This is a genomic window from Bradyrhizobium sp. USDA 3262 (assembly GCF_054060035.1).
On record NZ_JBSSCT010000001.1, the window covers coordinates 1,940,229 to 1,962,009 of the forward strand.

Genomic DNA, 21,781 nt, shown 5'->3' on the forward strand with positions numbered 1-21,781 from the left:
CGATGATGCGGCCGAAGAAAAACACCAAGAAGCCGAACCAGGCCAAACTGTCCCGTCCTCGGGGCCGTCGTCCCACACCGATGCCGAAAGTGTCGGGCAGATCGCGCCGCCCCGCGGTCGAGATCGGTGAACTGGTGCGCCAGCGCGCGCAGGCCGAGGCGGCGATCGCCGAGGCGCGCAAATCCAACGCGCGGCTGCGTGAGGCGATCGACATCCTGCCGCAGGGCATCGTGTTCCTCGACCCCGAAGGCCGCTACACGCTCTGGAACAAGAAATACTCGGAAATCTACAAGCGCAGCTCCGATCTGTTCGAGCACGGTGCGCGTCTCGAAGACACCATCCGCGTCGGCGTCGCGCGCGGCGACTATCCCGAGGCTGCCGGCCGCGAGGAGGCGTGGATCGCCGAGCGGCTCAGGAAGATGTACCAGCCGGGCGAGCGGCACGAGCAGGTGCTGGCCGACGGCCGTGTGGTGCTGATCGAGGAACGGCTGACCTCGGATGGCGGCATCGTCGGCCTGCGCGTCGACATCACCGAACTGAAGCAGCGCGAGGCGTCGTTCCGCCTGCTGTTCGACGGCAATCCGGTGCCGATGATCCTGTGCGCGCTCGACGGCGAGCGGATCCTCGCGGTCAACGACGCCGCGATCGCGCATTACGGCTATGTCCGCGCCGAATTCGAGCGGATGACGATCAGGAGCCTGCAGGCGTTCGATGCCGAGCTGCCCTGGGCGGCGGGTCGCAGCAGCGACGAGCAGGCGGCGCGGACCTGGAAGCATGTGCGCGCCGACGGCACGTTGATCGACCTTGCGATCTATTCGCGCCAGCTGATGCATGGCGACCAGCCGGCGATGCTGCTCGCGCTGATGGACATCACCGAACGCAAGCGCGCCGAGGCGCGGCTCGCCTTCATGGCCCAGCACGACAGCCTGACCGGCTTGCCCAACCGCAATCTGCTGCGCCAGCAGATGGACGAGATGCTGCAGCACACCCGCCGCTCGACCGACAAGGTCGCGGTGCTGATGCTGGGCCTCGACAATTTCAAGGCGGTCAACGAGACGCTCGGTCACGGCATCGGCGACAAGCTGCTGCGCGCGGTCGCAAAGCGCCTGCGCTCGACCCTGCGCGAGGAAGATGCGCTGGCCCGTCTCAACTCCGATGAGTTCACCATCGTGCAGGGCGGCGTGATGCGGCCCGAGGACGCGGTGTTGCTGGCGCGGCGGATCTTGGACGCGATCGGCGAGCCCTATCTGCTCGAGGGGCATTCGGTGGTGATCGGCGCCAGCATCGGGATCGCGATGTCGCCCGGCGACGGCGAGGATTCCGAAAAGCTCCTGAAGAGCGCCGACATGGCCTTGTCGCGCGCCAAGAGCGAATTCCGCGGCACCTTCTCCTTCTTCGAGGCGGAGATGGACGCGCGCGCCCAAAGCCGCCGCAAGATCGAGATCGACCTGCGCGATGCGATCCAGAACGAAGGCCTGCAGCCCTATTACCAGCCGCTGGTCGATCTCACGAGCGGGCGCATCACCGGCTTCGAGGCGCTGGTGCGCTGGCCGCATCCGGAGCGCGGCATGATCTCGCCGGGTGAGTTCATCCCGGTGGCCGAGGAGACCGGGTTGATCAATCCGCTGGGCGCGCTGATGCTGCATCGCGCCTGCATGGACGCGGCGCAATGGCCTGACGACGTGCGCGTCGCGGTCAATCTGTCGCCGCTGCAATTCCGTACCGGCAATCTGCTGGCGCTGGTCACCGACGCGCTGCGGCAATCCGGCCTGCCGGCGCGGCGGCTCGAGTTTGAGATCACCGAGACGCTGCTGCTTGAGAAGAGCAGCCAGGTGCTGGCGACGCTGCATGCGCTGCGTGCGCTCGGGGTGCGGATGTCGATGGACGATTTCGGCACCGGCTATTCGAGTCTCAGCTATCTGCGCAGCTTTCCGTTCGACAAGATCAAGATCGACCAGTCGTTCGTGCGCGACCTCGGCGCGAACCCGGACGCGCAGGCGATCGTGCGTTCGATCGTCAGTCTCGGCGTCGGGCTCGGCGTCACCATCACCGCCGAGGGCGTCGAGACCGAGGCGGAGTTGAGCTGCCTGCGCGCCGAAGGCTGCCACGAGGGCCAGGGCTTTCTGTTCAGCCGCGCCCGGCCGAACGCCGAGGTCATCAGACTCTTGAAGGCGCAGCGCGTCGCCGCGGCGCTGGTGGCGTAGTGGAGCTGTCTCCACCGCATCATTGTGAGCACAGTGAAGCAATCCATCTAGGGCGTGTACTCATGAAGCCGGTACGCGCGTGCGCGGTCCTAGTTGCCCTCAAAAGCAGACATCGACGATGCCTAAGTGAATGTCCGCAAAGGGCCAGAAGCGGACAAGGCGGGCGCGGTGCGATATGATTAAGCACCCTGGATGAATTTCGTCTCCCAACGGGTCGACCATGGCGCATGTGCTTTTGATCATTTTCGGTTGGATTTGGTTGGCGCCCATCTTGACCTTATTAGGCGGATTATTTGCTTTGCGGACACAGAGCAGACGATGGATCGTCCACCTGTGCGTGTTTGGATGCTTGCTTGCGGGCTTTCCCGCATTCATTTACGTATGGGGGTTGCTAGATCGGCCAGCCGCGAGCAAGCCAACAGATCGATTTGACCGCATTCGGCAATGGCTGCAACCGGTCAAATTCGCCGTTTGAGCGGCATGCCTTCCGCTTCCGGTCTACCCCGAGAAGCCGACCAACAGTGATCCTGCCAGCATGGCGCGAAGGACCATGAACGGACGTCGTTCATCGGCCGCTGTCGGTTCGGTCCCAAGGGAAGGTGATCGGCATTGCCAATGCACCCAGAGGTAGTATGAAGTTTTTATGCGTGTTCGCTTGGCTGATTTTCCGCGTCGTTTGGCCTAAAGGTTGTATTCGGTAAGCTGCGCCTGCTAGGATTGAGAGCAGTTGCGGGAGGCACAATGGCGATGAAGCCTACCATTCTTCTGGCTGTCTGGCTCGCAGCCGTCGCTTCAATGACTGCTGCTCGGGCACAAAGCGGGGACGTTCTAAGACCGGAGGATGGTTTGCCGGTCGACGAACACATCGCTCGAGAGCTGCAAGACCATCGAGGTGTGGTGATCGTTGACGCGATCCTCAGCACACCAAAGATCGGTGGGGGTGTCACTCGTTGTGTCTTTCCTGTAGTCACTCTCGGCCAAAATCTCGACAAGGACGCGCCGACGAAAACGATCAGGGCCAGCGTGATCGGAGGCGGAAAGCTGGCGGCGTTTGGCGGGATTACCTCACTTCCTCCAGGCGAGTACCTTTTGCGGAGTGTAAAGTGCGGCAATACAAATGAAGGGTATGGTGGCCCTCACGCCAAATTCCAGGTTCGCGTTGGGGAAATCGTCGACATCGGCGCGCTTCGGCTTGATCAGGAAGGTGGCGGGCTGTTTTCGAACGCCGGAAAGATGCACCGGTCTGTGGGGGACATAAGTCCCGAGGTCGTGGCTTTTCTGAAGGCGCGTGCGCCCCGGGCCATGACCCACGTGGTTAGGCGTCCCATGATTATGTTGGGTCCGCCTGATTCCGTGACCCATACTACCATTCGGCGGTGTAGTATCTTCGGATGCCTTTGATGAGGCTATCCGCAGACCGGGTTTCGGCCTTGAGTACGAGGTGTTCCAGGTCGCGTGAGTCAGAGCGTGAGACTGTGAGATAGTCGATCGCCGTTGCTCGCCTACCTCCGTGTACCGTCGTTTCTCGCGCCCCACTGTCCATCGGCATGTCTGGCCATCTTCTAAGACAATTCGTAGCCGAGGCATTCGGAGTGTTACCAATCACCTCGATGATATGTGCAAAGCACCCGCGAAACAGAATTCCGTATTTCGAATCGCGGCGAGATTTTTCCCAACAGCGAGCTGTTTTGCCATGAAGAAGACCACTCGGCGAAGATCGTGCGCGCTGGAAAGGTGAATGTCCGCTGTGGGTCAAAAGCCGCCCATAGCGACCGAGCCGGGCGACTTCCGGTTCACCTCGGAGAGCCGACTTCCCGTGGTCATGCAGACCGTCAGCTATGGGCCACTAGCAGAAGTCATCGTCTCAGATCGGGTAAGCTTGTCCGCAACAAAGATAGTCGTCGCGCAGGTGAGATGGACGTCCTCCTGGGGAGAACAAGCCACTGCTGATAAGCTCGTAGCAGCAAGTAGAGCTAAGACTGCGCTCTTGCAGAGAGGGTTCACGGTAATCTCGTTTCGGGGGACAAAAGTGCCGACAACACACACCACTTTTGGGTTGCACAACAGCGCTCCGTCAACCGGGAACACGGTGAATGCTCAATTTTCCATGAACAGAGGAAGTCTGCTTCGGGTCACAAGGCGACATCTCCGCGGTCTGCACCGCGTGTCGGCTTCTCCTCGAAAGCGGACATGCCGGGTTCATAAATACGCGCCCTAGCCTCACGCGCGCCTAGAGGGATTTCCTCGTCGCTTCGCTCTACGCAATGCCGTGGAAAGTACTACACCCGGTCGCCCGCCGTCCGCTTCTTCAAATGATAGGTCAGCGCCAGCGCCACGCAGTGGCGCAGCGCGGGCTCCGGCAGCTTGCCCGCGACATCGAGCAGGATGGCGCGGTTGCCGCTGTAGCTGAGCTCGGGATAGAGCTCGCGAAAGGTCTCGACCAGATTGGTCTGGCAGTGGAAGTAGACCGCGACCCGGTCGGCTGCCGGCTTCACCTGATCGATCCGGACCGTGCTGCCGCTGCCGGTCTCCGGCGTGAGGTAGCTCGGCTGGCCCCATTTCAACGTTTCTTCCAGCGCGCCGACGCCTTTGGTCGCCTTCGCGGTCTCGAAGATCAGGCGCCGCAGCGCCAGCAGCCTGGCCTTGACCGGGGCAGGGTAGGCGTCGAACAGCGCAGCTGCCGGTTTCGCGTGCGACCGTGATGCCGCTCTGCTGGTCGATGTTGCCGGCTTGCGCATGGTGGGCTCCGCGAGGAGGACGTATCCACGTCTATCTACCACAGCGCCTTGAAGGTCATATAGACCGCCATCAGCGAGACGAAGACGATCATCGCGCGACGCAACCGCGCGCGGTCGATGCGGTTGGCGGCGCGGGCGCCGAGATCGGTGCCGGCGAGCAGGCCGACGATCACGCCTGCCAGCACCGGCCATGATGCGAGCGAGCCCTCGCTCCAATAGATCCAGGCCGAGGGGATCGTGGTCGGGATCAGCGACATCACGAGGCTTACCATCTGCGCCTGATGCTGCGGCATGCCGAGCACGGCGCTCAGTCCGACCACGGTCGCCAGTCCGCCGCCGATGCCGAGAAAGCCCGACGACAGGCCGGCGAGCAGCCCGACAATGAGCAGCGCCGGCCAGGATATGTCGCGCGCGGTGCCTTTGCCGTCATGCTTCGCCTCGTCGCGTCCGCCGCGCAGGATCAGCATCGCGTCGAGCACGACGAGATAGGCCACATAGGTCCAGCGCAGCGCGGGCTCGGCGACATGGTTGACGGCGAGCGCGCCGGCCGCGCCGCCGGCGACGAAGCCGACTGTCAGCAGCGCGATCCAGCGCAATGGCGTGCGGTTGCCGCTTTGCCAATAGCGCCTGATCCCGGTGAGGCTGGTCGGCGGCACTTGCGCGACCAGCGAGATGCCCTGCGCGACGTGCTGCCCGGCGCCGAGCAGCAGCACCGAGAACACGACCAGTCCGCCGCCGGGGCTGACGCCGAGCAGCCCGGCGGTCAGGCCGCCGGCAAGGCCCGTGCCGATACCGGCGAGAAGGTCGTGGACGATCACCGCATCCCCCGTCAGCGCCTGGCGGCAAGGCCGGCAAGGAAGATGTCGAAGGCGTGCATCGCCTCCGCGGTCGAGACGGTCTCGCCCCACAGCCGTTGCAGCACGATGCCCTGGAACATCGCGACCATTGCCCGCGCCGCGCCGCGCGGCTGCACGTGAGGATCGATCGCGCCGCTCTTCTGGCCGCGCCGCAGCAGGTCCACGATCAGGGCGATCGGCTGGCGGATTCCGCTCACCACCTGGTCGCGGACCACGTCGTCGCGCAGCGCCTCCGCCCAGAGCTGCAGCGCGACGCGGCGGGCGCGCAGGCCTTCTTCCTTCTGCAGGTCGCCGAGGAAGCCGCGGGCGATCGACCGCAGGCTCTGCAACACATCGTCCGATGGATCCTTGAGCGCCAGCAGCGCGCTGTCGCGGCCATGGCGGCTTTCGCCGATCGCCTGGATCAACTCCTCCTTGCCGGTGAAATGCCCGTAGATGCAGCCGGCACTGAGCCCGGACTGCTTGATCACGTCCTGGATCGTGGTCTGGTGAAATCCCTGGCGGGCAAAGCAGATTTCCGCGGCCTGCAGGATCTCCTCGCGGCGGATGGCCAGCGTTTCGGGTTTCACCTTCGGCATTGTCGGGTCCTTGTCAGGTCGCGGCCGGCCGATGCGGCGGGCTTGACGATCATTCGTCGCCATTATAAAGAACGAATATTCGTTTTGTAAAGAGGAGGCTATCGGCATGATCGGCTTTGCAAAGCTTCTGTGGCATCCGGGCGCAGGCGAGATCGCCCATGTCGAGCTGCCGTCCACCGCCGCCCGGATCGCGTTCCTGCTCGCGTCGTTTGCGATCGTGCTGCTGTTCGAGGCCGCGTTTCCGCTATTCAGCTATGCGCGCGGTGACCGGCTGCGCAATATCGGCCGCAACGCCGCCATCACCGTGATCTTTGTCGGCGTGAACCTGCTGCTCAGCCCGCTGTCGCCGCTGGCCGCGCAATGGACGCTCGATGCGAAATTCGGCCTGTCGCACTGGCTCGGCCTGTCACCCCTGAACCAGCTCTTGCTCGGCATCATCGGGCTCGACCTGTTCGCCTATTTCGCCCACGTCTCGATGCACAAGCTCGGCTGGATGTGGCGCTTCCACCGCATGCACCACGCCGACCGCTTCGTCGACGTCACGACGGCCTTCCGCGAGCATCCCGGCGAGACGTTGTGGCGGATCGGCTGGCACATCGCCGGCGTGGTCGTGTTCGGAACGCCGGCCTGGGTGCTGGTTAGCTATCTGACGCTGTCGGCGCTGAACGCCCAGTTCGAGCACGCCAATATCCGCCTGCCCGAGCGGCTCGACCGCTGGCTGCGGCTCGTCTTCGTGACGCCGAACATGCACAAGATGCATCATTCGCGTCATCAGCCGGAGACCGACAGCAATTATTCGAACCTGCTTTCGATTTGGGACCGGCTCGGCGGCACCTATAATCGCGGTCCGCGCTTCGCGGAGCTGCGCTATGGCCTCGACGGCTTTGACGATCCCGAGAAGCAGTCGCTGCGCGGACTGCTGAAGATGCCGTTCATGCGCGATTGGGGGCGGGCTGGGGCAGGGCCGGACGATAAGGCGGATCGATCGGCTCCGCCGCCCGTATTGCCCTGGCCATGATCGCGGCCTGGTCCTGCCGCGTCATAGCTCCGAGGCGTATGCTTTCTGTCCCGTCATCCTGAGGAGCCGCGAAGCGGCGTCTCGAAGGATGGATCGGCCCCGCTGGTGGCCGTCGACCCTTCGAGGGCCGCTGAAGAAGCGGCCACCTCCAGCGACAAAGGCGAAGCCTTTGCGCGGGGGTGACGGATGACGGGTATTGTGCCTATGACACAGTAAGATTACGCCGCATTGCGCAGTCCGGCGAGGAAGGTGTCGACGCTGCGCGACAGCGCGGCGGCGTGATCGCCGAGCTGGCCGGACGCATCCAGCACGTTGCCGGTGAGGGCCCGCGACTGGCCGGCGGCCTCGCTCGCGCCCGCGATATTGGCGGAGACCTCGACGGTCCCGGTGGACGCCTGCTGCACGCTGCGGGCAATCTCGCGCGTCGCCGAGTCCTGCTGCTCGACGGCGGCCGCGATCGCGGTGGCGATACCCGAGATCTCGCGGATGGTGCCGCTGATGTCGCCGATCGCGCTGACGCAATTGCCGGTGGCGGACTGGATCGCGCCGACCTGGCCGGCGATCTCTTCGGTCGCCTTCGCGGTCTGGCTCGCCAGATCCTTCACTTCGGCGGCGACCACGGCAAAGCCGCGGCCGGCCTCGCCGGCGCGCGCGGCCTCGATGGTGGCGTTGAGGGCCAGCAGATTGGTCTGGCTCGCGATCGCGCTGATCAGGCGCAGCACGTCGCCGATCTTCTCCGCCGATGCGGCAAGGCTCGTCACCATCTCGGTGGTCTCCATGGCCTTGGTCACGGCGCTGTCGGCGACGCGGCTGGAATGGGTGACCTGGCGGCCGATCTCGGTGATCGAGGACGCCAGCTCTTCGGTTGCGGCTGCGACCGCATTGACGCTGGCCGAGGCTTCTTCGGACGCGGCGGCTGCCGCCGAGGTCCGTTCGGAGGCGCCGTTGACGCTGGCCGTGATCTCGTTGGCGACGCGCTGCATGTCGCCCGAGGACCGTGCGACGGCGGCGACCATGCCCTTGACGTCGGCTTCGAAACGGTCGGCCATCTGCCGCTGCAATGCCTGCTTGTCGGCCTCCGCCTTCACCTTGTCGGCCTCCTGCGCCTCGCGCAGCGAGGAGGTTTCGACCATGCTGCGGCGGAATACGTCGACCGCCTTCGCCATCGTGCCGAGCTCGTCGCGGCGCTCGCTGCCGGGTATCGTGACGCTGGTGTCGCCGCTGGACAGGCGGTTCATGACAGCGGTGATCGCGGTGAGCGGCCGTGACAGGCCGCGGCCGAGCAGGAACGCGAGCAGCACGGCTGCGGCCAGGATCGCGACCGTGCCGAGGATCAGATTGCGCTGCGCGCTCGCCGCGGCGGCTTCATAGTCGCTGGTGTCCTTGACGATCTCGAGCACGGCGACCGGCTCGCCGGCATAGTTCTTGATCTGGCCGAGATAGAGCTCCACCGCATGGCCGTCGAGAACAGCGTCGCGCAGCAGCGCCGCACCGTTCATGACCCGCTTGAGCTCGTCGGGGGTCGCGACCACGGTATCGCCGAAGGTCGAGGACAGCCGCTTGAAGCTCTGGCCGTCGTAGGAATGCACGGCGAGGTCGATGCCGAAGCGCCTCTTGGCGCGGTCGACGAATTCCTTGCCGAAGGCGGCGCCGACGTCGACATTGGCCAGCGTCTTGCCCTCGTGCATGATCGGGGTCATGCCGAAGATCGAAAGCGCTTCGCGGCCGGGCTCGACGCCGACGATCGGCTTGCCGGTCCTGTTCGATTCCACCACCGTGGTCCGCCGCGTCGAGGCGTCGTCGCCGAAGGTCTTCGGCGCGTGGACCCGGTAGAAGCTGGTCGCCGGGGGCTGCCAGAACGAGATCAGCGGGATGCCCTGCGCCTTCATCGACGCCCAGGAGGCGCCGAGCAGCTTTCCGAGGCCGTCGCGGTCGCCCTTGGCGATGGCATCTTCGACCGGCGGCAGGGCAGCGATGACCGCCGAGACCGCGAGCGCGGCGCGGCCTTCATAGTCGATCGCTGCGATCACGCTGTCATATTGCAGCTTGAGCTGCTGATCGAGCGCGAGCCGCGTCAGCGCCCGCTGCTGGCTGATGGAGAAGCCGCCGAGGATGGCGCAGGCGACTGCGACAGTCAGCGAAATCGCCAGAATCAGGCGGGCGGCAATCGATCGAAGCGTGAACATGGGACCAGCGGAACTCCAGGCATTTGCGCCGTCCGCAAACTCCCAGAAAAAGCTTAACAACCGGATGTTGCGCCGCCGGTATTCGTGCCGCGACCATTGCCGCCGGTGCTACTTTCGTACCATGCAGCTCAATCGAGATCAGGTTGGGCTCGAAGCCGACCTTGCCGCTTGTGGGCCGACGCTAATCTCCCCGGACGAAAAGGCTTAAACAGTAACCCGCCAAACAAGAGCGCGGAAAACCGAGAGCCATTGATAGGCGACGCGGCCATTCGTGTTAATGTCGGAAAATGAGATGGATGCGGTACTGGCTTTTTCAGCTCGCAATCACGCTTGGTTTCACGGTGGCATCCGCAGCGCTGTACTTCGCCGTTGGAAGGGGTGCAAGCATCGTCATTATGTTCATGGGTTTTTCGTTGGTCTTGGCGCTTTGCTTGGCCTTGACCGGCATTTTGCTCGGCGTACGTCAGCTCTTGCGAGGACGAAAAACCTCGAAGGTCTGGGAGCGCTGAGACACACAGCCGCATCAAGAGCTTTAGCGTCGTAGGATGGGTGGAGCGAAGCGATACCCATCAACCTTTATCCGCGCGGAGGGATGATGGGTATCGCTGCGCTCCACCCATCCTACAGACTGCGTTGGTGATTGGGTGATCCATTCAGGCTGGTCACCTTTTTGAAACGTGTCACGCCGCGCAAGGCTGTTCTGCTTCTGGCCCAAAACCGGGATGCCGTATCTGACTTGATCGCGCTTCAGCGCGCCGTCGGCGGAGCGCCGAGATTGCCCGCCAGGATCGCCTTGCCGGCGTCCTCATACTGGGTGTCGCGGGCCTGGATCTGCTGCGCGATCGCGTGCATGTCGCGAAACCGTCGCTCGAAGGGATTCTTGGCGAACACCGCCGTCGCCCCCGACATGTGATAGGCGATGTCGACCACGGCGGCGGACTGGTGGATGGTCCAGGTCGAGGCGATGCGGATCGCGATGCGATGCGCCTCGGTGATCGGATCGCCGCGGGCGAGATCGCTCCAGACCTCGTGGGCCGTCGCATACAGATAGGCGCGCGCGGCGCGCAGGCTGGCCTCGGTGCGGCCGATCTGGCCCTGCACGGCGTTGTTGTCGCGCATCGCTTTGAGGCCCTGCGGGGTCTTGCCGCGGGCAAGCTCGGTCGCCGCATCCAGCGTGGCGCGGGCGACGCCGAGCGAGGTGGCGGCAAAGCCCATGCTGAACACCATGTTGGTCGAGAGCTTGTAGAGCGGGCCGCCCTCGCGGCACGCGGCGGGATCGTCGCGCAGCGCGGCGAATTTTTCCGGAATGAAGAGGTTGTCGACCGAATAGGAATCGGTGCCGGTGCCCTTCAGGCCGATCACGTCCCAGACGTCGTACATGGTCGCCTGCGACATCGGGAACAGGATGGTCCGGATCTCCGGCGAACCGTCGGGCTTCCTGCGCGGTGAGCCGTCGGCCTCGACGATTCGGACATGGGCGCCGAGCCAGCTCGCCTGCCGCGAGCCCGAGGCGAAATCCCAGCGCGCACTGGCGCGATAGCCGCCGGGCTCGGCGCGGACCTCATGGGCGATCGCGCCCCAGGCCAGGATGCCGGGCGCGGTGTTGAAGATCTCGTTCGCAGCGTCGGGCTCGAGATAGGCCGCGGTCATGGCGCAGACGCTGCACTGGCCGAGGCACCAGGCGGTGGAGGCATCGGCCTTGGCGATCTCCTCCTGCATCTGCATGAACGCGTCCAGCGTCGCCTCGGCGCCGCCGAAGCGCTTCGGCAGCAGCGCGCGATAGAGCCCGTTCTCGACGAGGGCCGCGGTGACCGATGGCGTCAGCCGCCGTGTCCGTTCGATCTCGTCGGCTTCGCTCGTGATCAGCGGCGCCAGCGCGCGCGCCCGCTCGACAAGGTCGAATCCCTGCGGCTTGTTCATGCGTGTCCTCGGCGCCTTCTGTCATTCTTGTTGGGCAGGCCAGGCGATGGTGGCTCATCCGGCAAGGGAGGGCAAGGCAGGTCGGCGCCGACGCAGATCAGCTATCCATCCGCTGCCCCGGTGCACGCGAGCGTGACGAATGCGTCCGCGCTCAGGCGGCGGCGCGGCCGAGATCGAGCGACGGCTGGCGCTTGGTCGAAAAACTCAACGCCACCGCGACCGCGGCAAGGCCGATCGCGAAGGAACCGGCGTGCAGCCATGTATAGCCGTGGAACGTGTCGAACACGTAACCGCCGGCCCACGGCCCGAGCGCCATGCCGAGGCTCGCGAAGGCCGACACCGCGCCGAACACCGTACCCATGATGCGCGCGCCGAAGAACTCGCGCACCAGCACGGCGTAGAGCGGCATCACGCCGCCATAGGCGAGCCCGAACACAACCGACAGCGCGTAGAATTCGCCGAGCTGCGCGATCGCGAGATAGGTCGCGATCGACAGCGCCTGCACCAGGAGGCCGCCGACCAGCACCGGCTTGGCGCCGAGCCGGTCGGCGAGCACGCCGAGCAGCAGGCGGCCGCCGAGCCCGGAGAAGCCGGCGAGGCTGTAGACCGTGACCGCGGTGAGCGGCGCGATGCCGCACACCATGGCGTAGGACACCATGTGAAAGATCGGCCCGGAATGCGCCGCGCAGCAGGCGAAATGCGCCAGCGCCAGCGTGATGAATTGCGGCGTGCGCAGCGCCTGCGCCGCGGTCCATTCGGTTTGCGGCGCGTTCGCGGCGGTTGGGATTGCGACGTCCGTTCCCTGCGGCGCCGGGCGCACCAGGAACGATGCGGGGATCAGCAGCGCCCATGCGGCGATGCCGATGACGAGCATCGCGAAGCGCCAGTCATAGGCCGCGATCAGCCAGCTTGCCGACGGCGCGACGGTCAGCGGCGATACGCCCATGCCGGCCGACACCAGCGCGACCGCGAGGCTGCGATGCTTGTCGATCCAGGCGCTGGCGAGCGCCATCATCGGCGCATAGAAGCTGCCGGCCGCGATTCCGATCAGCACGCCGAAGCAGAGCTGGAATTGCCACAGGCTCTGCGCCTGGCTTGCCGTCACGAGGCCAAGCCCGAGCAGCAGGCTGCCCGCCAGCACCACGACGCGGGTGCCGAAGCGGTCGGACAGCGCGCCCCAGGCGAACGCCGCAAAACCCATGCAGAGGAAATCCAGCGTCGCCGCCGCCGAGATGCCGGCGCGCGACCAGCCCATCGCATCCGAGATCGGCTGCAGGAACACCGCGAGCGACAGCATGGTGCCGAAGCCGACGCAGGTCATCAGCGCGCCCGCGCCGACGACGACCCAGCCATAATCGAACCGAGCGGCCTTGCTCATGCGTTTCCACGGCGCTGTTGTTTGTTGTGGTGCGCGCAGGGAGGATGGTGGCCTATCCGAGGTCCGGGGGCAACATGACGGGCAACATGCCTCGCATTCCGGGATCAGCGGATTGTGAGTTGCGTGCGCAGGATGTCGCAGCGACGCGCGGCTAGAACCTTTTCCGTTCCGATAGAATCGGAACGGGGCTCTAGATTCTTGCTTTGACGCGTTTTCTTCACGCGAACCGGGAGCCACTTCGCTCGAAAACGCTCTACCCGCACTGCCAGGCCCGCCCGATCGGCGTCCAGGTCCAGCACGGACCAAAACTGCCGCCATTGTAGCGGCCGCGATAGAATCCGGGGCGGCCGAAATAGTACCAATCGCCGCCATACCAGTATTGCGGCGAATAGTCCGGGTAGCCGCGCGCGGCGCCGCGCGGGCCGAATACCGGAATGGTTTGGTTCGGCGGCTGCCGGTAGCCGGGCAGGAAGCCATAGCCGTGCCAGCGGGTGCCGTGCCGCTTCTTCGAGGAGGCGGCCGAGCTCAGGTCCGGCTGCAGCAAGGCGAGGATGACGACAAGGAGGAACAGGATGCGCAACATGATCGCAGTCTAGTCGGAGCGCGATGCAGTGGCGATTCAAATCATGGTGCGTTTTGTTGCTGGGACAAGAATGCGCAACAGTTGCGCCGGCGGCGTCGCCTCAGCTGTCCACCTTGAGCGCGGCGATGAAGGCTTCCTGCGGGATGTCGACCTTGCCGAACTGCCGCATCTTCTTCTTGCCTTCCTTCTGCTTCTCCAGAAGCTTGCGTTTGCGCGTGATGTCGCCGCCGTAGCACTTCGCGGTGACGTCCTTGCGCAGCGCGCGCACGGTTTCGCGCGCGATCACCTTGCCGCCGATCGCCGCCTGGATCGGGATCTGGAACATGTGCGGCGGAATCAGCTCCTTCATCTTCTCGACCATGGCGCGGCCGCGGCCTTCGGCGCGGGTGCGATGCACCAGCATCGACAGCGCGTCGACCGGTTCGGCGTTGACCAGAATCTGCATCTTGACCAGGTCGGCCGGCTTGTAGTCGGTCAGATGATAATCGAACGAGGCGTAGCCCTTGGAGACCGACTTCAGGCGATCGTAGAAGTCGAACACCACCTCGTTGAGCGGCAGGTCGTATTTCACCATCGCGCGGGAGCCGACATAAGTGAGCTCCTTCTGCGAGCCGCGGCGGTCCTGACACAGCTTCAAGACGCTGCCGAGATACTCGTCGGGGGTGAGGATCGTGGCCTCGATCCACGGCTCCTCGATCTCGGCGATCTTGACCACGTCGGGCATGTCGACCGGGTTGTGGATCTCGAGCTCGGTGCCGTCGGTCAGCTTCATCTTGTAGATCACGCTCGGCGCGGTCGCGATCAGATTGAGGTCGAATTCGCGCGACAGCCGCTCCTGGATGATTTCCAGATGCAGCAGGCCGAGGAAGCCGCAGCGGAAGCCGAAGCCGAGCGCGGCGGAGGTTTCCATCTCGTAGGAGAAGCTCGCGTCGTTGAGCCGCAGCTTGCCCATCGCCGCGCGGAGCGTTTCGAAGTCGTTGGCATCGACCGGGAACAGGCCGCAGAACACGACGGGAATCGCCGGCTTGAAGCCCGGCAGCATCTCGCTGATCGGCTTCCTGTCATCGGTGATGGTGTCGCCGACGCGGGTGTCGGCGACTTCCTTGATCGCCGCGGTGATGAAGCCGATCTCGCCGGGGCCGAGCTCCTCGACCTGCTCCATCTTCGGCGTGAAGAAGCCGACGCGCTCGATGTCATAGGCGGCGCCGGTGCCCATCATGCGGATGCGGCTCCCCTTCTTCATCACGCCGTCGACGACGCGGATCAGCACGACCACGCCGAGATAGACGTCGTACCAGCTGTCGACCAGCAGCGCCTTCAGGGTCGCGTCGCGGTCGCCCTTCGGCGGCGGCAGGCGGGTGACGATCGCTTCCAGCACGTCGGGTACGCCGACGCCGGTCTTGGCCGAGATCATCACGGCGTCGGACGCATCGATGCCGATCACGTCCTCGATCTGCTGCTTGACCTTCTCGGGCTCGGCGGCGGGCAGATCGACCTTGTTCAGGACCGGCACGATCTCGTGATTGTTGTCGAGCGCCTGATAGACATTGGCGAGCGTCTGCGCCTCGACGCCCTGGCTGGCGTCGACCACGAGCAGGGAACCCTCGCAGGCCGCCAGCGACCGCGAGACCTCGTAGGCGAAGTCGACATGGCCGGGCGTATCCATCAGGTTGAAGATGTAATCCTTGCCGTCCTTGGCGCGGTAGTTCAGGCGGACGGTCTGCGCCTTGATGGTGATGCCGCGCTCGCGCTCGATATCCATCGAATCGAGCACCTGCTCCTTGCCCGCCATTTCGCGATCCGACAGGCCGCCCGTCATCTGGATCAGGCGGTCGGCAAGGGTCGATTTGCCATGGTCGATATGGGCGACGATGGAGAAGTTGCGGATGTTCGAAATCGGGGCAGTTGTCATGGGCGCGGGATAGCATCCGCACCCCCGCGCGGGCAACCAAATTGCGGTATTTTGCAGGGGTGTGACGGCGAATCACCACGCCGTTTCCGGCAGGGTTGCCGTAACCGATTTCCGGGTATGTTCCTGCCAGGTCTTTCGGCCCGAAAATCGTCTTTCGCGTTGCCGGCACCGGGCGGATGAGCATGCATGGCTACGCCGCCGCCATCGACCTCAACCTGAAAGTTTCGGATGACCGGCTGTGGGCCGGCAAGGGCAAGACATCCCCTGCAACAACCGGACGCCGCGCAAGATCGTCAACATCTTCATCTTCGCGCGCCACGGCTTCATCTGGGGCGGCAAGCGGCGTCACTACGATACCATGCATTTCGAGTCCCGGCCGGACTTCCCGGAAAGTGAATCCGCTTGCTGGAGGCGTTCTCACGCCAAGCTGATTTCACTGGCCACAAAAACGCGCTAAAGCGCGCTGAAATGCAGATCAGCACCCATCTGCGTTTCCGCTTCCATTCGGGCATGATCCTTCCGGGAAACCGCTTCCCACTTTTCCGGGGCATGCCTCAGGCACAGGCCATGTCGACCGCCTCCACACTCCCCGCCGCCCGGCGCACCAACCGCAAGCTGACGATCCGGCGGATCGCCGCCTGGATCGCCTCGCGCGCCACCGATCCCGGGACCAGCCTGTGGTTCGTGATCGGCTTCGCACTGGTTCATGCGGTGCTGTGGACGCTGATCCTGGTCAAGCTCAAGGCCGCGCAGGACATCCATATGGATGTTGCGGAAGCCTATGCTTGGGGCCAGCGCTTCCTGCTCGGCTATGGCAAGCACCCGCCGCTGTCGGGCTGGATCGCCGGGGTCTGGTTCAGGATTTTTCCCGTTACCAACTGGTCGACCTATGCGCTCGCGATGACGACGGTCAGCTTCGCGCTGGTGGTGTGCTGGCTGATCGCGCTGCGCGTCGTCGATCGCCGCCGCGCGTTCTTCATGGTGGTGATGCTCGCGCTCTACCCGATCTTCAATTTCAAGGGCTTCAAATACAATGCCGATCTCGCGCAGCTGGTGCCGCTGCCGCTGCTGGTGCTGGCTTATCTGAACGCGTTCGAGAAGCGCAGCTTCAAATCGGGGCTCTGGCTCGGCTTTGCCGGCATGCTGGCGCTGATGACCAAGTACTGGGTGGTGACGATGATCGGCGCCGTCGGGCTCGCCGCGCTGATCCATCCGCAACGGACGCAATTCCTGCGCTCGCCGGCGCCATGGGTTGCGATCGGCACGATGATCGTGGCGATGATTCCGCATCTGGTGTGGCTTGAGGAGGTGGACTTCGTGCCGTTCACCTATGCCGGTGACGTCTACGCGCTGTCGAGCCGCGCACTCAATGTGCAGCTCGTGATCGGCTATGTCGTGCACAATGCCGGGTTGCTCGCGATTCCCGTCGTGCTGGGCCTTGTGGCGCTGCTGCTGGGCTCGGTGCCGTGGCGGCCGTCGGACGTGCTGGCGCGGATCTGGTCGCGCGGACCCAATCCCGCCGTCAACCTTCCGCAGGCGCTCAACGTCTGGATCATCCAGCTGATCGTCGCGATCGGGCCGCCGCTCGGCGCGCTGGCGTTCACCGTCTATATCAAGACCGATTGGGGCATCCCGCTGTTCTTCCTGGTGCCGCTGGCGCTGGTCGCGATCCCCTCGCTCCGCTTCCCGCGCATGGCGCTGTTCTCGATCACCGCGATCTGGTTCGTGGCCACGGTCGTCACGCTGATCGCCGCGCCCAGCATCGCGACGCAGGAGATCGCGTCCAACCATATCGGCGGCTCGACCTACGCCGCGCGCTCCGAGCTCGCGCGCGAGCTCACCCAGACCTGGCAGGACAGATTCCATTCGCGCTGGGCCGTGGTCGTCGCGCGGTCTGATATCGGCGAGCCGATGACGTTCTACAGTCCGGATCATCCGGCATCGCTGGTGCCGGGCGAAGCCTGGTCGTCGGGGCTGACGTCGCTCGACGAAGCCAAGCGCCTCGGCTTCATCGGCGTCTGCGACACCACCGATCCGGTGTTCCTGAAGCCCTGCGAGGCGTGGATGGCGGAGCACGCCAAGGATGCCGAGCCGCTGGTGATGACCACCATGCGCTTCTTCAACGGCCATCCCGGTCCGTCGACGGTGTGGAAGGTCTATCTGGTGCCGCCGGCGAAGTAGCCATTCCCGGCATCACCGCCGTTTTCCGTCATCCTGAGGAGCCGCGAAGCGGCGTCTCGAAGGATCGACGGCCACCGGCCGGGCCGTGCATCCTTCGAGACGCGCTTCGCGCTCCTCAGGATGACGGGAAGAGGCTTCCGCTTAGCGTCGCGGCACGCGAGGCAGCACCTAAGTGCCTTCCTCGTTGAACTTGCTGGCGACGAGTTCGGCGATGGCGTCGAGCGCCTGTTGCGCTTGCTCGCCCTTTGCGGAGACCACGACCGTGGTGCCGGGCCCGGCGGCGAGCATCATCAGGCCCATGATCGAGGTGCCGCCGACGGTCTCGGTGCCGCGGGTGACCCAGATCTCGGCGTTGAAGCGCTCGACCAGCTGGACGAACTTGGCAGATGCCCGCGCATGCAGGCCGCGCTTGTTGACGATCAGCAGCTCACGGGAAATGGCGCCGGCTGGCACGCCCGGGCCGATTTGATTTCCGCCCGGAGCCTCGTCGCTCATTTGCCTGCGAGAACGCGGCTGGCGATGGTGACGTATTTGCGGCCGGCTTCCTGGGCCATCGCGATCGCGTCGGGCAGCGAACGCTCCTCGCGAACCTTGGCAAGCTTGACCAGCATGGGAAGGTTGATGCCTGCGAGCACTTCCACCTTCGGGCGGCTCATGCAGGAGATCGCAAGGTTGGACGGCGTGCCGCCAAACATGTCGGTGAGAATCGCAACGCCGTCGCCGCTATCGACGCGGTTCACCGCCTCGATGATGTCGCTTCGACAGAGATCGGAATCGTCCTCGGCCCCGATCGTAATCGCTTCAATTTGTTTCTGCGGACCCATGACGTGTTCGAGCGCCGCTCGGAACTCGTCGGCAAGGCGCCCATGGGTCACCAGCACTAGACCAATCATCGGAAACTCCTCGCGGGCGCCCTTTGGTGCACCGCACGAACGCGCCACTTTGACCATCCAGAGGCCCTGCGCAAGAGGGCATCTTGGCTAGTCTCCCGGTTCCTGGCGGTAGAGAGGGGAGGCTGCGCCGGCAAAATCCGACGCGATAGTGGATGTGATATGGTTACCAATTCCCTTCCCACAATTGGCCGCAAGATTACGGGAACATGAACTTTCAGGTTGTCGTCAGCGCAGCGACAACCAGCGGCAGGGGTTGGAAGCCGATGCCGACGGGAATTCGCGGTATCAAAACACCATTAAGGCGAATCGTGAGCGCCTCGGGCGACGGCAGCCGCTCGGCGTCGTCGGCGGCGAGGTCGACGATCAGCCCCACCACGGCCTCGCCTGCGAACGGACAATGGCGGATTCCGAGGCCTCGGATCTCGATCAGACCGGCCAATTGCTGAACCGGACGAACCCACAATTGTTCGCCGGCTGTGTCGAGATGGACACGGTCATCCCCCACCAAAATGGCCGGCGGAAGCGCTCCGGTGCGCCCGGCGAGAATCAGGTCGAAGGCGAGACGCGACTTGCCGGCGCCCGACGGGCCGCGGATCAGCACCGCACGCTCGCCGACCAGAACGGCGGATGCGTGCACGCTCGAATTGTCGCTCATAGTGTCGGCAGCCTGACCACGAAACGCGCGCCGGCGACGGTGGGCTTGCCGTCTGCGTCCGCAGGGCCAAAGCGGTTCTCGGCCCAGATGCGTCCGCCATGCGCTTCGATGATCTGCTTGGAGATCGAAAGCCCAAGGCCGGAGTTCTGGCCAAAACCCTGGTGCGGCCGGTCGGTGTAGAAGCGCTCGAAGATCCGCTCCAGCGCGTCCTCGCCGATGCCGGGCCCGTCATCGTCGACCACGATCTCGACCTCGCCGCGGGTGCGGCGGCAGACGATGCGCACCTTGTCGCCCGGCTTGGAGAATGATTGCGCGTTCGACAGCAGGTTCGAGATCACCTGGCCGAGCCGCGAATCATGGCCGGGCACCGACAGCGTATCGGTCGGTCCGCGGCCCTCGAAGCGGGCTTCGACGGCGACGTCGTGGCCGAGCCTTGTCTCGTTGGCGACGCCGGTCAGCGTCGTCAGCAGCCGCCGCAGATCGACCGGCGCCATGTCCTGGCGCTGCAATTCGGCATCGAGCCGGCTGGCGTCGGAGATGTCGGAGATCAGGCGGTCGAGCCGCCTGACGTCATGCTCGATCACGGCGAGCAGCCGCGCGCGGCTGTTCTCGTTGCGCGCCAAAGGCAGCGTCTCGACCGCGGAGCGCAGCGAGGTCAGCGGGTTCTTCAGCTCATGGGCGACATCGGCGGCGAACATCTCGATCGCCTCGATGCGGCTGTAGAGCGCGTTGGTCATGTCGCGCAGCGCGCCGGAGAGATGGCCGATCTCGTCGCGGCGCCCCGTGAAGTCGGGAATCTCGACGCGGGTCTGGATGCGGTGGCGGACGCGCTCGGCGCCGTCGGCGAGCCGCCGCACCGGGCCCGCGATCGTGCTCGCCAATAGCAGCGACAGCATGATCATGACGGCGGAGGCGACCCCGCCGATCTTGAGGATGGCGAGGCGCTCGGACATCACCAGCTGGTCGATGTCGTCGCCCTGGGTGGTCAGCATCAATGCGCCGCGCACGGCGCGGAAATGCTGCACCGGGACGGCAACCGACACGATGATCGCACCGCGCTCGGTGACGCGCACGGCGCTGCCCTTCATGCCCTCGAGCGATTGTGCGACTTCGGAATAGCCCTTGCCGCCTTCGGGACCGAGCTCGCGGTAGATCGGCAGGTCGCCGCGGTTGAGCCAGGTCTTGATCGTGGCCTTGGTCTTCTCATAGAGCGACGGCTTCTCCGACGGCGGTGGCAGCTCCATGCGAAGCACGTCGCCGCGCGCGAACAGATTGCGGCTGTCGAGGATCAGCCCGCCGTCGCGGTCGAAGATGCGGGCCCGCGTCTTGGTCGGTGCGATCAGGCGGCGCAGGACCGGCGCGACCCGCTCGGGATTGATCGGGAAATCCGCCGATTCGTCCGGCTGGCCATAACTCTCGCCCGGCTTGAGGTCGAGCAGGCGGTCGGGATCGATCGTGACGGTATTGCCTTCGACGGTCGCGGACGCCGCGATCGCCTCCGAGATGATCTCGGCATAGACCAGAAGGCTCTGTGTGCGCGCCTCGATCAGGCCGGCGCGGAACTGCGAGAGATAGAGGATGCTGGCGACCAGCGCGACGAGGCCGGCGAGGTTGAGCGAGACGATGCGGCGCGTCAGGCTCGAGAACGACAGCGCGAAGAAGAACTGGCCGGCGCGGCGCAGCCAGCCGAGCGGACGGCGCCAGCCCTTGTCGCGCGCCAATTCGTCGGCCACGGCCTCTTGATCGAGGAGCTGCGACGCGTCCTCGGTGTTCAGGCCTTGCTCGAGCTGCGTTCGATCAAGCACTGGCAAAGCTGCCGGTTGGTATGGATGTCGTCCCGCGAAGCAGACAATCGACCGAGCTTACCCCAGCCGTGCGGAGCCTGTCAGTTAACAAGCCGCCCGGGAAGCGCAGATCAGGCTTCCTTGAAGCGATAGCCGACGCCGTACAGCGTCTCGATCATCTCGAAGTCGTCGTCGACCACCTTGAACTTCTTGCGCAGCCGCTTGATGTGGCTGTCGATGGTGCGGTCGTCGACATAGACCTGGTCGTCATAGGCCGCGTCCATCAGCGCGTTGCGGCTCTTCACGACGCCGGGGCGGGTGGCGAGCGCCTGCAGGATCAGGAATTCGGTCACGGTGAGCGTCACCGGCTCGTTCTTCCAGGTGCAGGTGTGGCGCTCCGGATCCATCCGCAGCAGGCCACGGTCGAGTGCGCGGGCGTCCGGCTCCTTCGGTGCGGCGGTCGGATCCTTCGGCTGGCCGCGGCGGAGCACGGCCTTGACCCGCTCGACCAACAGGCGCTGCGAGAACGGCTTGCGGATGAAATCGTCGGCGCCCATTTTCAGGCCGAACAACTCGTCGATCTCCTCATCCTTCGAGGTGAGGAAGATCACCGGCAGGTCGGACTTCTGGCGCAGCCGGCGCAGCGTTTCCATGCCGTCCATGCGCGGCATCTTGATATCGAGGATCGCAAGATCGGGCGGCGACGTGCGAAACCCATCCAGCGCCGACGCACCGTCCGTGTAGGTCATGATGCGATAGCCTTCGGCTTCGAGCGCGATCGAAACCGAAGTGAGAATGTTGCGGTCGTCGTCGACCAGGGCGATTGTGGGCATGTGCTGCTTTCACAATGAGAGTGGCTTAGACGGCGGGCACTCTGGCGACGCGCCGTAGAAT

At 64.9% G+C, this 21,781-nt stretch carries 19 protein-coding genes; 6 read left to right on the forward strand and 13 right to left on the reverse strand.

The window, feature by feature from the left end:
- Positions 1 to 5 precede the first annotated feature (5 nt).
- Both ACVWYP_RS08955 and ACVWYP_RS08960 read left to right on the forward strand, forming a co-directional pair.
- Positions 6 to 2,204 (forward strand): EAL domain-containing protein, encoded by a 2,199-nt coding sequence (locus tag ACVWYP_RS08955; RefSeq protein ID WP_439711184.1) that lies wholly within the window; start codon positions 6 to 8, stop codon positions 2,202 to 2,204.
- Between the two features lie 741 nt (positions 2,205 to 2,945).
- Positions 2,946 to 3,605 carry a hypothetical protein gene (locus ACVWYP_RS08960; RefSeq protein WP_304498385.1) on the forward strand — a complete coding sequence of 220 codons (660 nt, stop codon included), beginning with the start codon at positions 2,946 to 2,948 and terminating at the stop codon, positions 3,603 to 3,605.
- A gap of 878 nt (positions 3,606 to 4,483) precedes the next feature.
- Here the strand turns inward: ACVWYP_RS08960 and ACVWYP_RS08965 are convergent.
- From ACVWYP_RS08965 to ACVWYP_RS08975, 3 genes are read right to left on the reverse strand one after another with little or no spacing between them, the layout of a single operon-like run.
- Entirely contained in the window at positions 4,484 to 4,942 is a 459-nt protein-coding gene (locus ACVWYP_RS08965; protein WP_304498386.1) for a DUF1801 domain-containing protein, read from the reverse strand.
- A gap of 35 nt (positions 4,943 to 4,977) precedes the next feature.
- Positions 4,978 to 5,760, reverse strand: coding sequence for a sulfite exporter TauE/SafE family protein (locus ACVWYP_RS08970; protein WP_304498387.1), 783 nt, complete (start codon positions 5,758 to 5,760; stop codon positions 4,978 to 4,980).
- 11 nt (positions 5,761 to 5,771) lie between these two features.
- Positions 5,772 to 6,377: a TetR/AcrR family transcriptional regulator gene (locus ACVWYP_RS08975; protein ID WP_304498388.1), complete on the reverse strand. Its 606-nt coding sequence runs from the start codon at positions 6,375 to 6,377 to the stop codon at positions 5,772 to 5,774.
- 106 nt (positions 6,378 to 6,483) lie between these two features.
- On the opposite strand from ACVWYP_RS08975, the gene ACVWYP_RS08980 reads away from it, so the two are divergent.
- Positions 6,484 to 7,395, forward strand: a complete 912-nt coding sequence (locus ACVWYP_RS08980; protein ID WP_304498389.1) for a sterol desaturase family protein — start codon at positions 6,484 to 6,486, stop codon at positions 7,393 to 7,395.
- A gap of 218 nt (positions 7,396 to 7,613) precedes the next feature.
- Here the strand turns inward: ACVWYP_RS08980 and ACVWYP_RS08985 are convergent, their stop codons facing one another.
- Positions 7,614 to 9,581, reverse strand: coding sequence for a methyl-accepting chemotaxis protein (locus ACVWYP_RS08985; protein WP_304498390.1), 1,968 nt, complete (start codon positions 9,579 to 9,581; stop codon positions 7,614 to 7,616).
- Positions 9,582 to 9,877: 296 nt separating this feature from the next.
- Between ACVWYP_RS08985 and ACVWYP_RS08990 the strand changes: the two genes are divergently transcribed.
- A complete protein-coding gene (locus tag ACVWYP_RS08990) occupies positions 9,878 to 10,090 on the forward strand; it encodes a hypothetical protein (protein ID WP_304498391.1) in 213 nt (70 codons plus the stop codon).
- 238 nt (positions 10,091 to 10,328) lie between these two features.
- Here the strand turns inward: ACVWYP_RS08990 and ACVWYP_RS08995 are convergent, their stop codons facing one another.
- The 4 genes from ACVWYP_RS08995 to lepA all read right to left on the reverse strand — a co-directional run bounded on the left by ACVWYP_RS08995 (position 10,329) and on the right by lepA (position 15,374).
- Positions 10,329 to 11,501, reverse strand: coding sequence for an acyl-CoA dehydrogenase family protein (locus ACVWYP_RS08995; protein WP_304498392.1), 1,173 nt, complete (start codon positions 11,499 to 11,501; stop codon positions 10,329 to 10,331).
- Positions 11,502 to 11,652: 151 nt separating this feature from the next.
- Positions 11,653 to 12,879: an MFS transporter gene (locus ACVWYP_RS09000; protein WP_304498393.1), complete on the reverse strand. Its 1,227-nt coding sequence runs from the start codon at positions 12,877 to 12,879 to the stop codon at positions 11,653 to 11,655.
- Positions 12,880 to 13,132: 253 nt separating this feature from the next.
- The gene (locus ACVWYP_RS09005) at positions 13,133 to 13,462 is read right to left on the reverse strand and encodes a hypothetical protein (protein WP_304498394.1); all 330 of its coding nucleotides are present in this window, start codon (positions 13,460 to 13,462) and stop codon (positions 13,133 to 13,135) included.
- Positions 13,463 to 13,562: 100 nt separating this feature from the next.
- Positions 13,563 to 15,374 carry a translation elongation factor 4 gene (gene lepA, locus ACVWYP_RS09010; RefSeq protein WP_018269553.1) on the reverse strand — a complete coding sequence of 604 codons (1,812 nt, stop codon included), beginning with the start codon at positions 15,372 to 15,374 and terminating at the stop codon, positions 13,563 to 13,565.
- A 238-nt stretch (positions 15,375 to 15,612) separates the two neighbouring features.
- Here lepA and ACVWYP_RS09015 point away from each other — a divergent pair, with 238 nt between their 5' ends.
- The gene (locus tag ACVWYP_RS09015; protein WP_304498395.1) at positions 15,613 to 15,831 is read left to right on the forward strand and encodes a M15 family metallopeptidase; all 219 of its coding nucleotides are present in this window, start codon (positions 15,613 to 15,615) and stop codon (positions 15,829 to 15,831) included.
- Between the two features lie 110 nt (positions 15,832 to 15,941).
- On the forward strand, positions 15,942 to 17,555 hold the full coding sequence (locus ACVWYP_RS09020; protein ID WP_304498396.1) for a glycosyltransferase family 39 protein: 1,614 nt from the start codon (positions 15,942 to 15,944) through the stop codon (positions 17,553 to 17,555).
- 168 nt (positions 17,556 to 17,723) lie between these two features.
- Here the strand turns inward: ACVWYP_RS09020 and ACVWYP_RS09025 are convergent, their stop codons facing one another.
- The 5 genes from ACVWYP_RS09025 to ACVWYP_RS09045 all read right to left on the reverse strand — a co-directional run bounded on the left by ACVWYP_RS09025 (position 17,724) and on the right by ACVWYP_RS09045 (position 21,720).
- A complete protein-coding gene (locus tag ACVWYP_RS09025) occupies positions 17,724 to 18,050 on the reverse strand; it encodes an HPr family phosphocarrier protein (RefSeq protein ID WP_028340460.1) in 327 nt (108 codons plus the stop codon).
- On the reverse strand, positions 18,047 to 18,448 hold the full coding sequence (locus ACVWYP_RS09030; protein ID WP_021076632.1) for a PTS sugar transporter subunit IIA: 402 nt from the start codon (positions 18,446 to 18,448) through the stop codon (positions 18,047 to 18,049). Before ACVWYP_RS09030 ends, ACVWYP_RS09025 begins: the two co-directional genes overlap by 4 nt.
- Before the next feature lie 214 nt (positions 18,449 to 18,662).
- The gene (locus ACVWYP_RS09035) at positions 18,663 to 19,103 is read right to left on the reverse strand and encodes an HPr kinase/phosphorylase (protein WP_304498397.1); all 441 of its coding nucleotides are present in this window, start codon (positions 19,101 to 19,103) and stop codon (positions 18,663 to 18,665) included.
- The gene (locus tag ACVWYP_RS09040) at positions 19,100 to 20,908 is read right to left on the reverse strand and encodes a sensor histidine kinase (protein ID WP_304498398.1); all 1,809 of its coding nucleotides are present in this window, start codon (positions 20,906 to 20,908) and stop codon (positions 19,100 to 19,102) included. The genes ACVWYP_RS09035 and ACVWYP_RS09040 overlap by 4 nt, the downstream gene beginning before the upstream one ends.
- A gap of 110 nt (positions 20,909 to 21,018) precedes the next feature.
- Positions 21,019 to 21,720, reverse strand: coding sequence for a response regulator transcription factor (locus ACVWYP_RS09045; RefSeq protein WP_016843287.1), 702 nt, complete (start codon positions 21,718 to 21,720; stop codon positions 21,019 to 21,021).
- Positions 21,721 to 21,781 lie beyond the last annotated feature (61 nt).

Excerpts from the sequence above, each read along its gene's own strand:
- ACVWYP_RS08955 (WP_439711184.1), top strand. The coding sequence starts at position 6 with ATGCGGCCGAAGAAAAACACCAAGAAGCCGAACCAGGCCAAACTGTCC.
- ACVWYP_RS08960 (WP_304498385.1), top strand. The coding sequence starts at position 2,946 with ATGGCGATGAAGCCTACCATTCTTCTGGCTGTCTGGCTCGCAGCCGTC.
- ACVWYP_RS08965 (WP_304498386.1), bottom strand. The coding sequence starts at position 4,942 with ATGCGCAAGCCGGCAACATCGACCAGCAGAGCGGCATCACGGTCGCAC.
- ACVWYP_RS08975 (WP_304498388.1), bottom strand. The coding sequence starts at position 6,377 with ATGCCGAAGGTGAAACCCGAAACGCTGGCCATCCGCCGCGAGGAGATC.
- ACVWYP_RS08980 (WP_304498389.1), top strand. The coding sequence starts at position 6,484 with ATGATCGGCTTTGCAAAGCTTCTGTGGCATCCGGGCGCAGGCGAGATC.
- ACVWYP_RS08985 (WP_304498390.1), bottom strand. The coding sequence starts at position 9,581 with ATGTTCACGCTTCGATCGATTGCCGCCCGCCTGATTCTGGCGATTTCG.
- ACVWYP_RS08990 (WP_304498391.1), top strand. The coding sequence starts at position 9,878 with ATGCGGTACTGGCTTTTTCAGCTCGCAATCACGCTTGGTTTCACGGTG.
- ACVWYP_RS08995 (WP_304498392.1), bottom strand. The coding sequence starts at position 11,501 with ATGAACAAGCCGCAGGGATTCGACCTTGTCGAGCGGGCGCGCGCGCTG.
- ACVWYP_RS09000 (WP_304498393.1), bottom strand. The coding sequence starts at position 12,879 with ATGAGCAAGGCCGCTCGGTTCGATTATGGCTGGGTCGTCGTCGGCGCG.
- ACVWYP_RS09005 (WP_304498394.1), bottom strand. The coding sequence starts at position 13,462 with ATGTTGCGCATCCTGTTCCTCCTTGTCGTCATCCTCGCCTTGCTGCAG.
- lepA (WP_018269553.1), bottom strand. The coding sequence starts at position 15,374 with ATGACAACTGCCCCGATTTCGAACATCCGCAACTTCTCCATCGTCGCC.
- ACVWYP_RS09020 (WP_304498396.1), top strand. The coding sequence starts at position 15,942 with ATGTCGACCGCCTCCACACTCCCCGCCGCCCGGCGCACCAACCGCAAG.
- ACVWYP_RS09025 (WP_028340460.1), bottom strand. The coding sequence starts at position 18,050 with ATGAGCGACGAGGCTCCGGGCGGAAATCAAATCGGCCCGGGCGTGCCA.
- ACVWYP_RS09030 (WP_021076632.1), bottom strand. The coding sequence starts at position 18,448 with ATGATTGGTCTAGTGCTGGTGACCCATGGGCGCCTTGCCGACGAGTTC.
- ACVWYP_RS09035 (WP_304498397.1), bottom strand. The coding sequence starts at position 19,103 with ATGAGCGACAATTCGAGCGTGCACGCATCCGCCGTTCTGGTCGGCGAG.
- ACVWYP_RS09045 (WP_016843287.1), bottom strand. The coding sequence starts at position 21,720 with ATGCCCACAATCGCCCTGGTCGACGACGACCGCAACATTCTCACTTCG.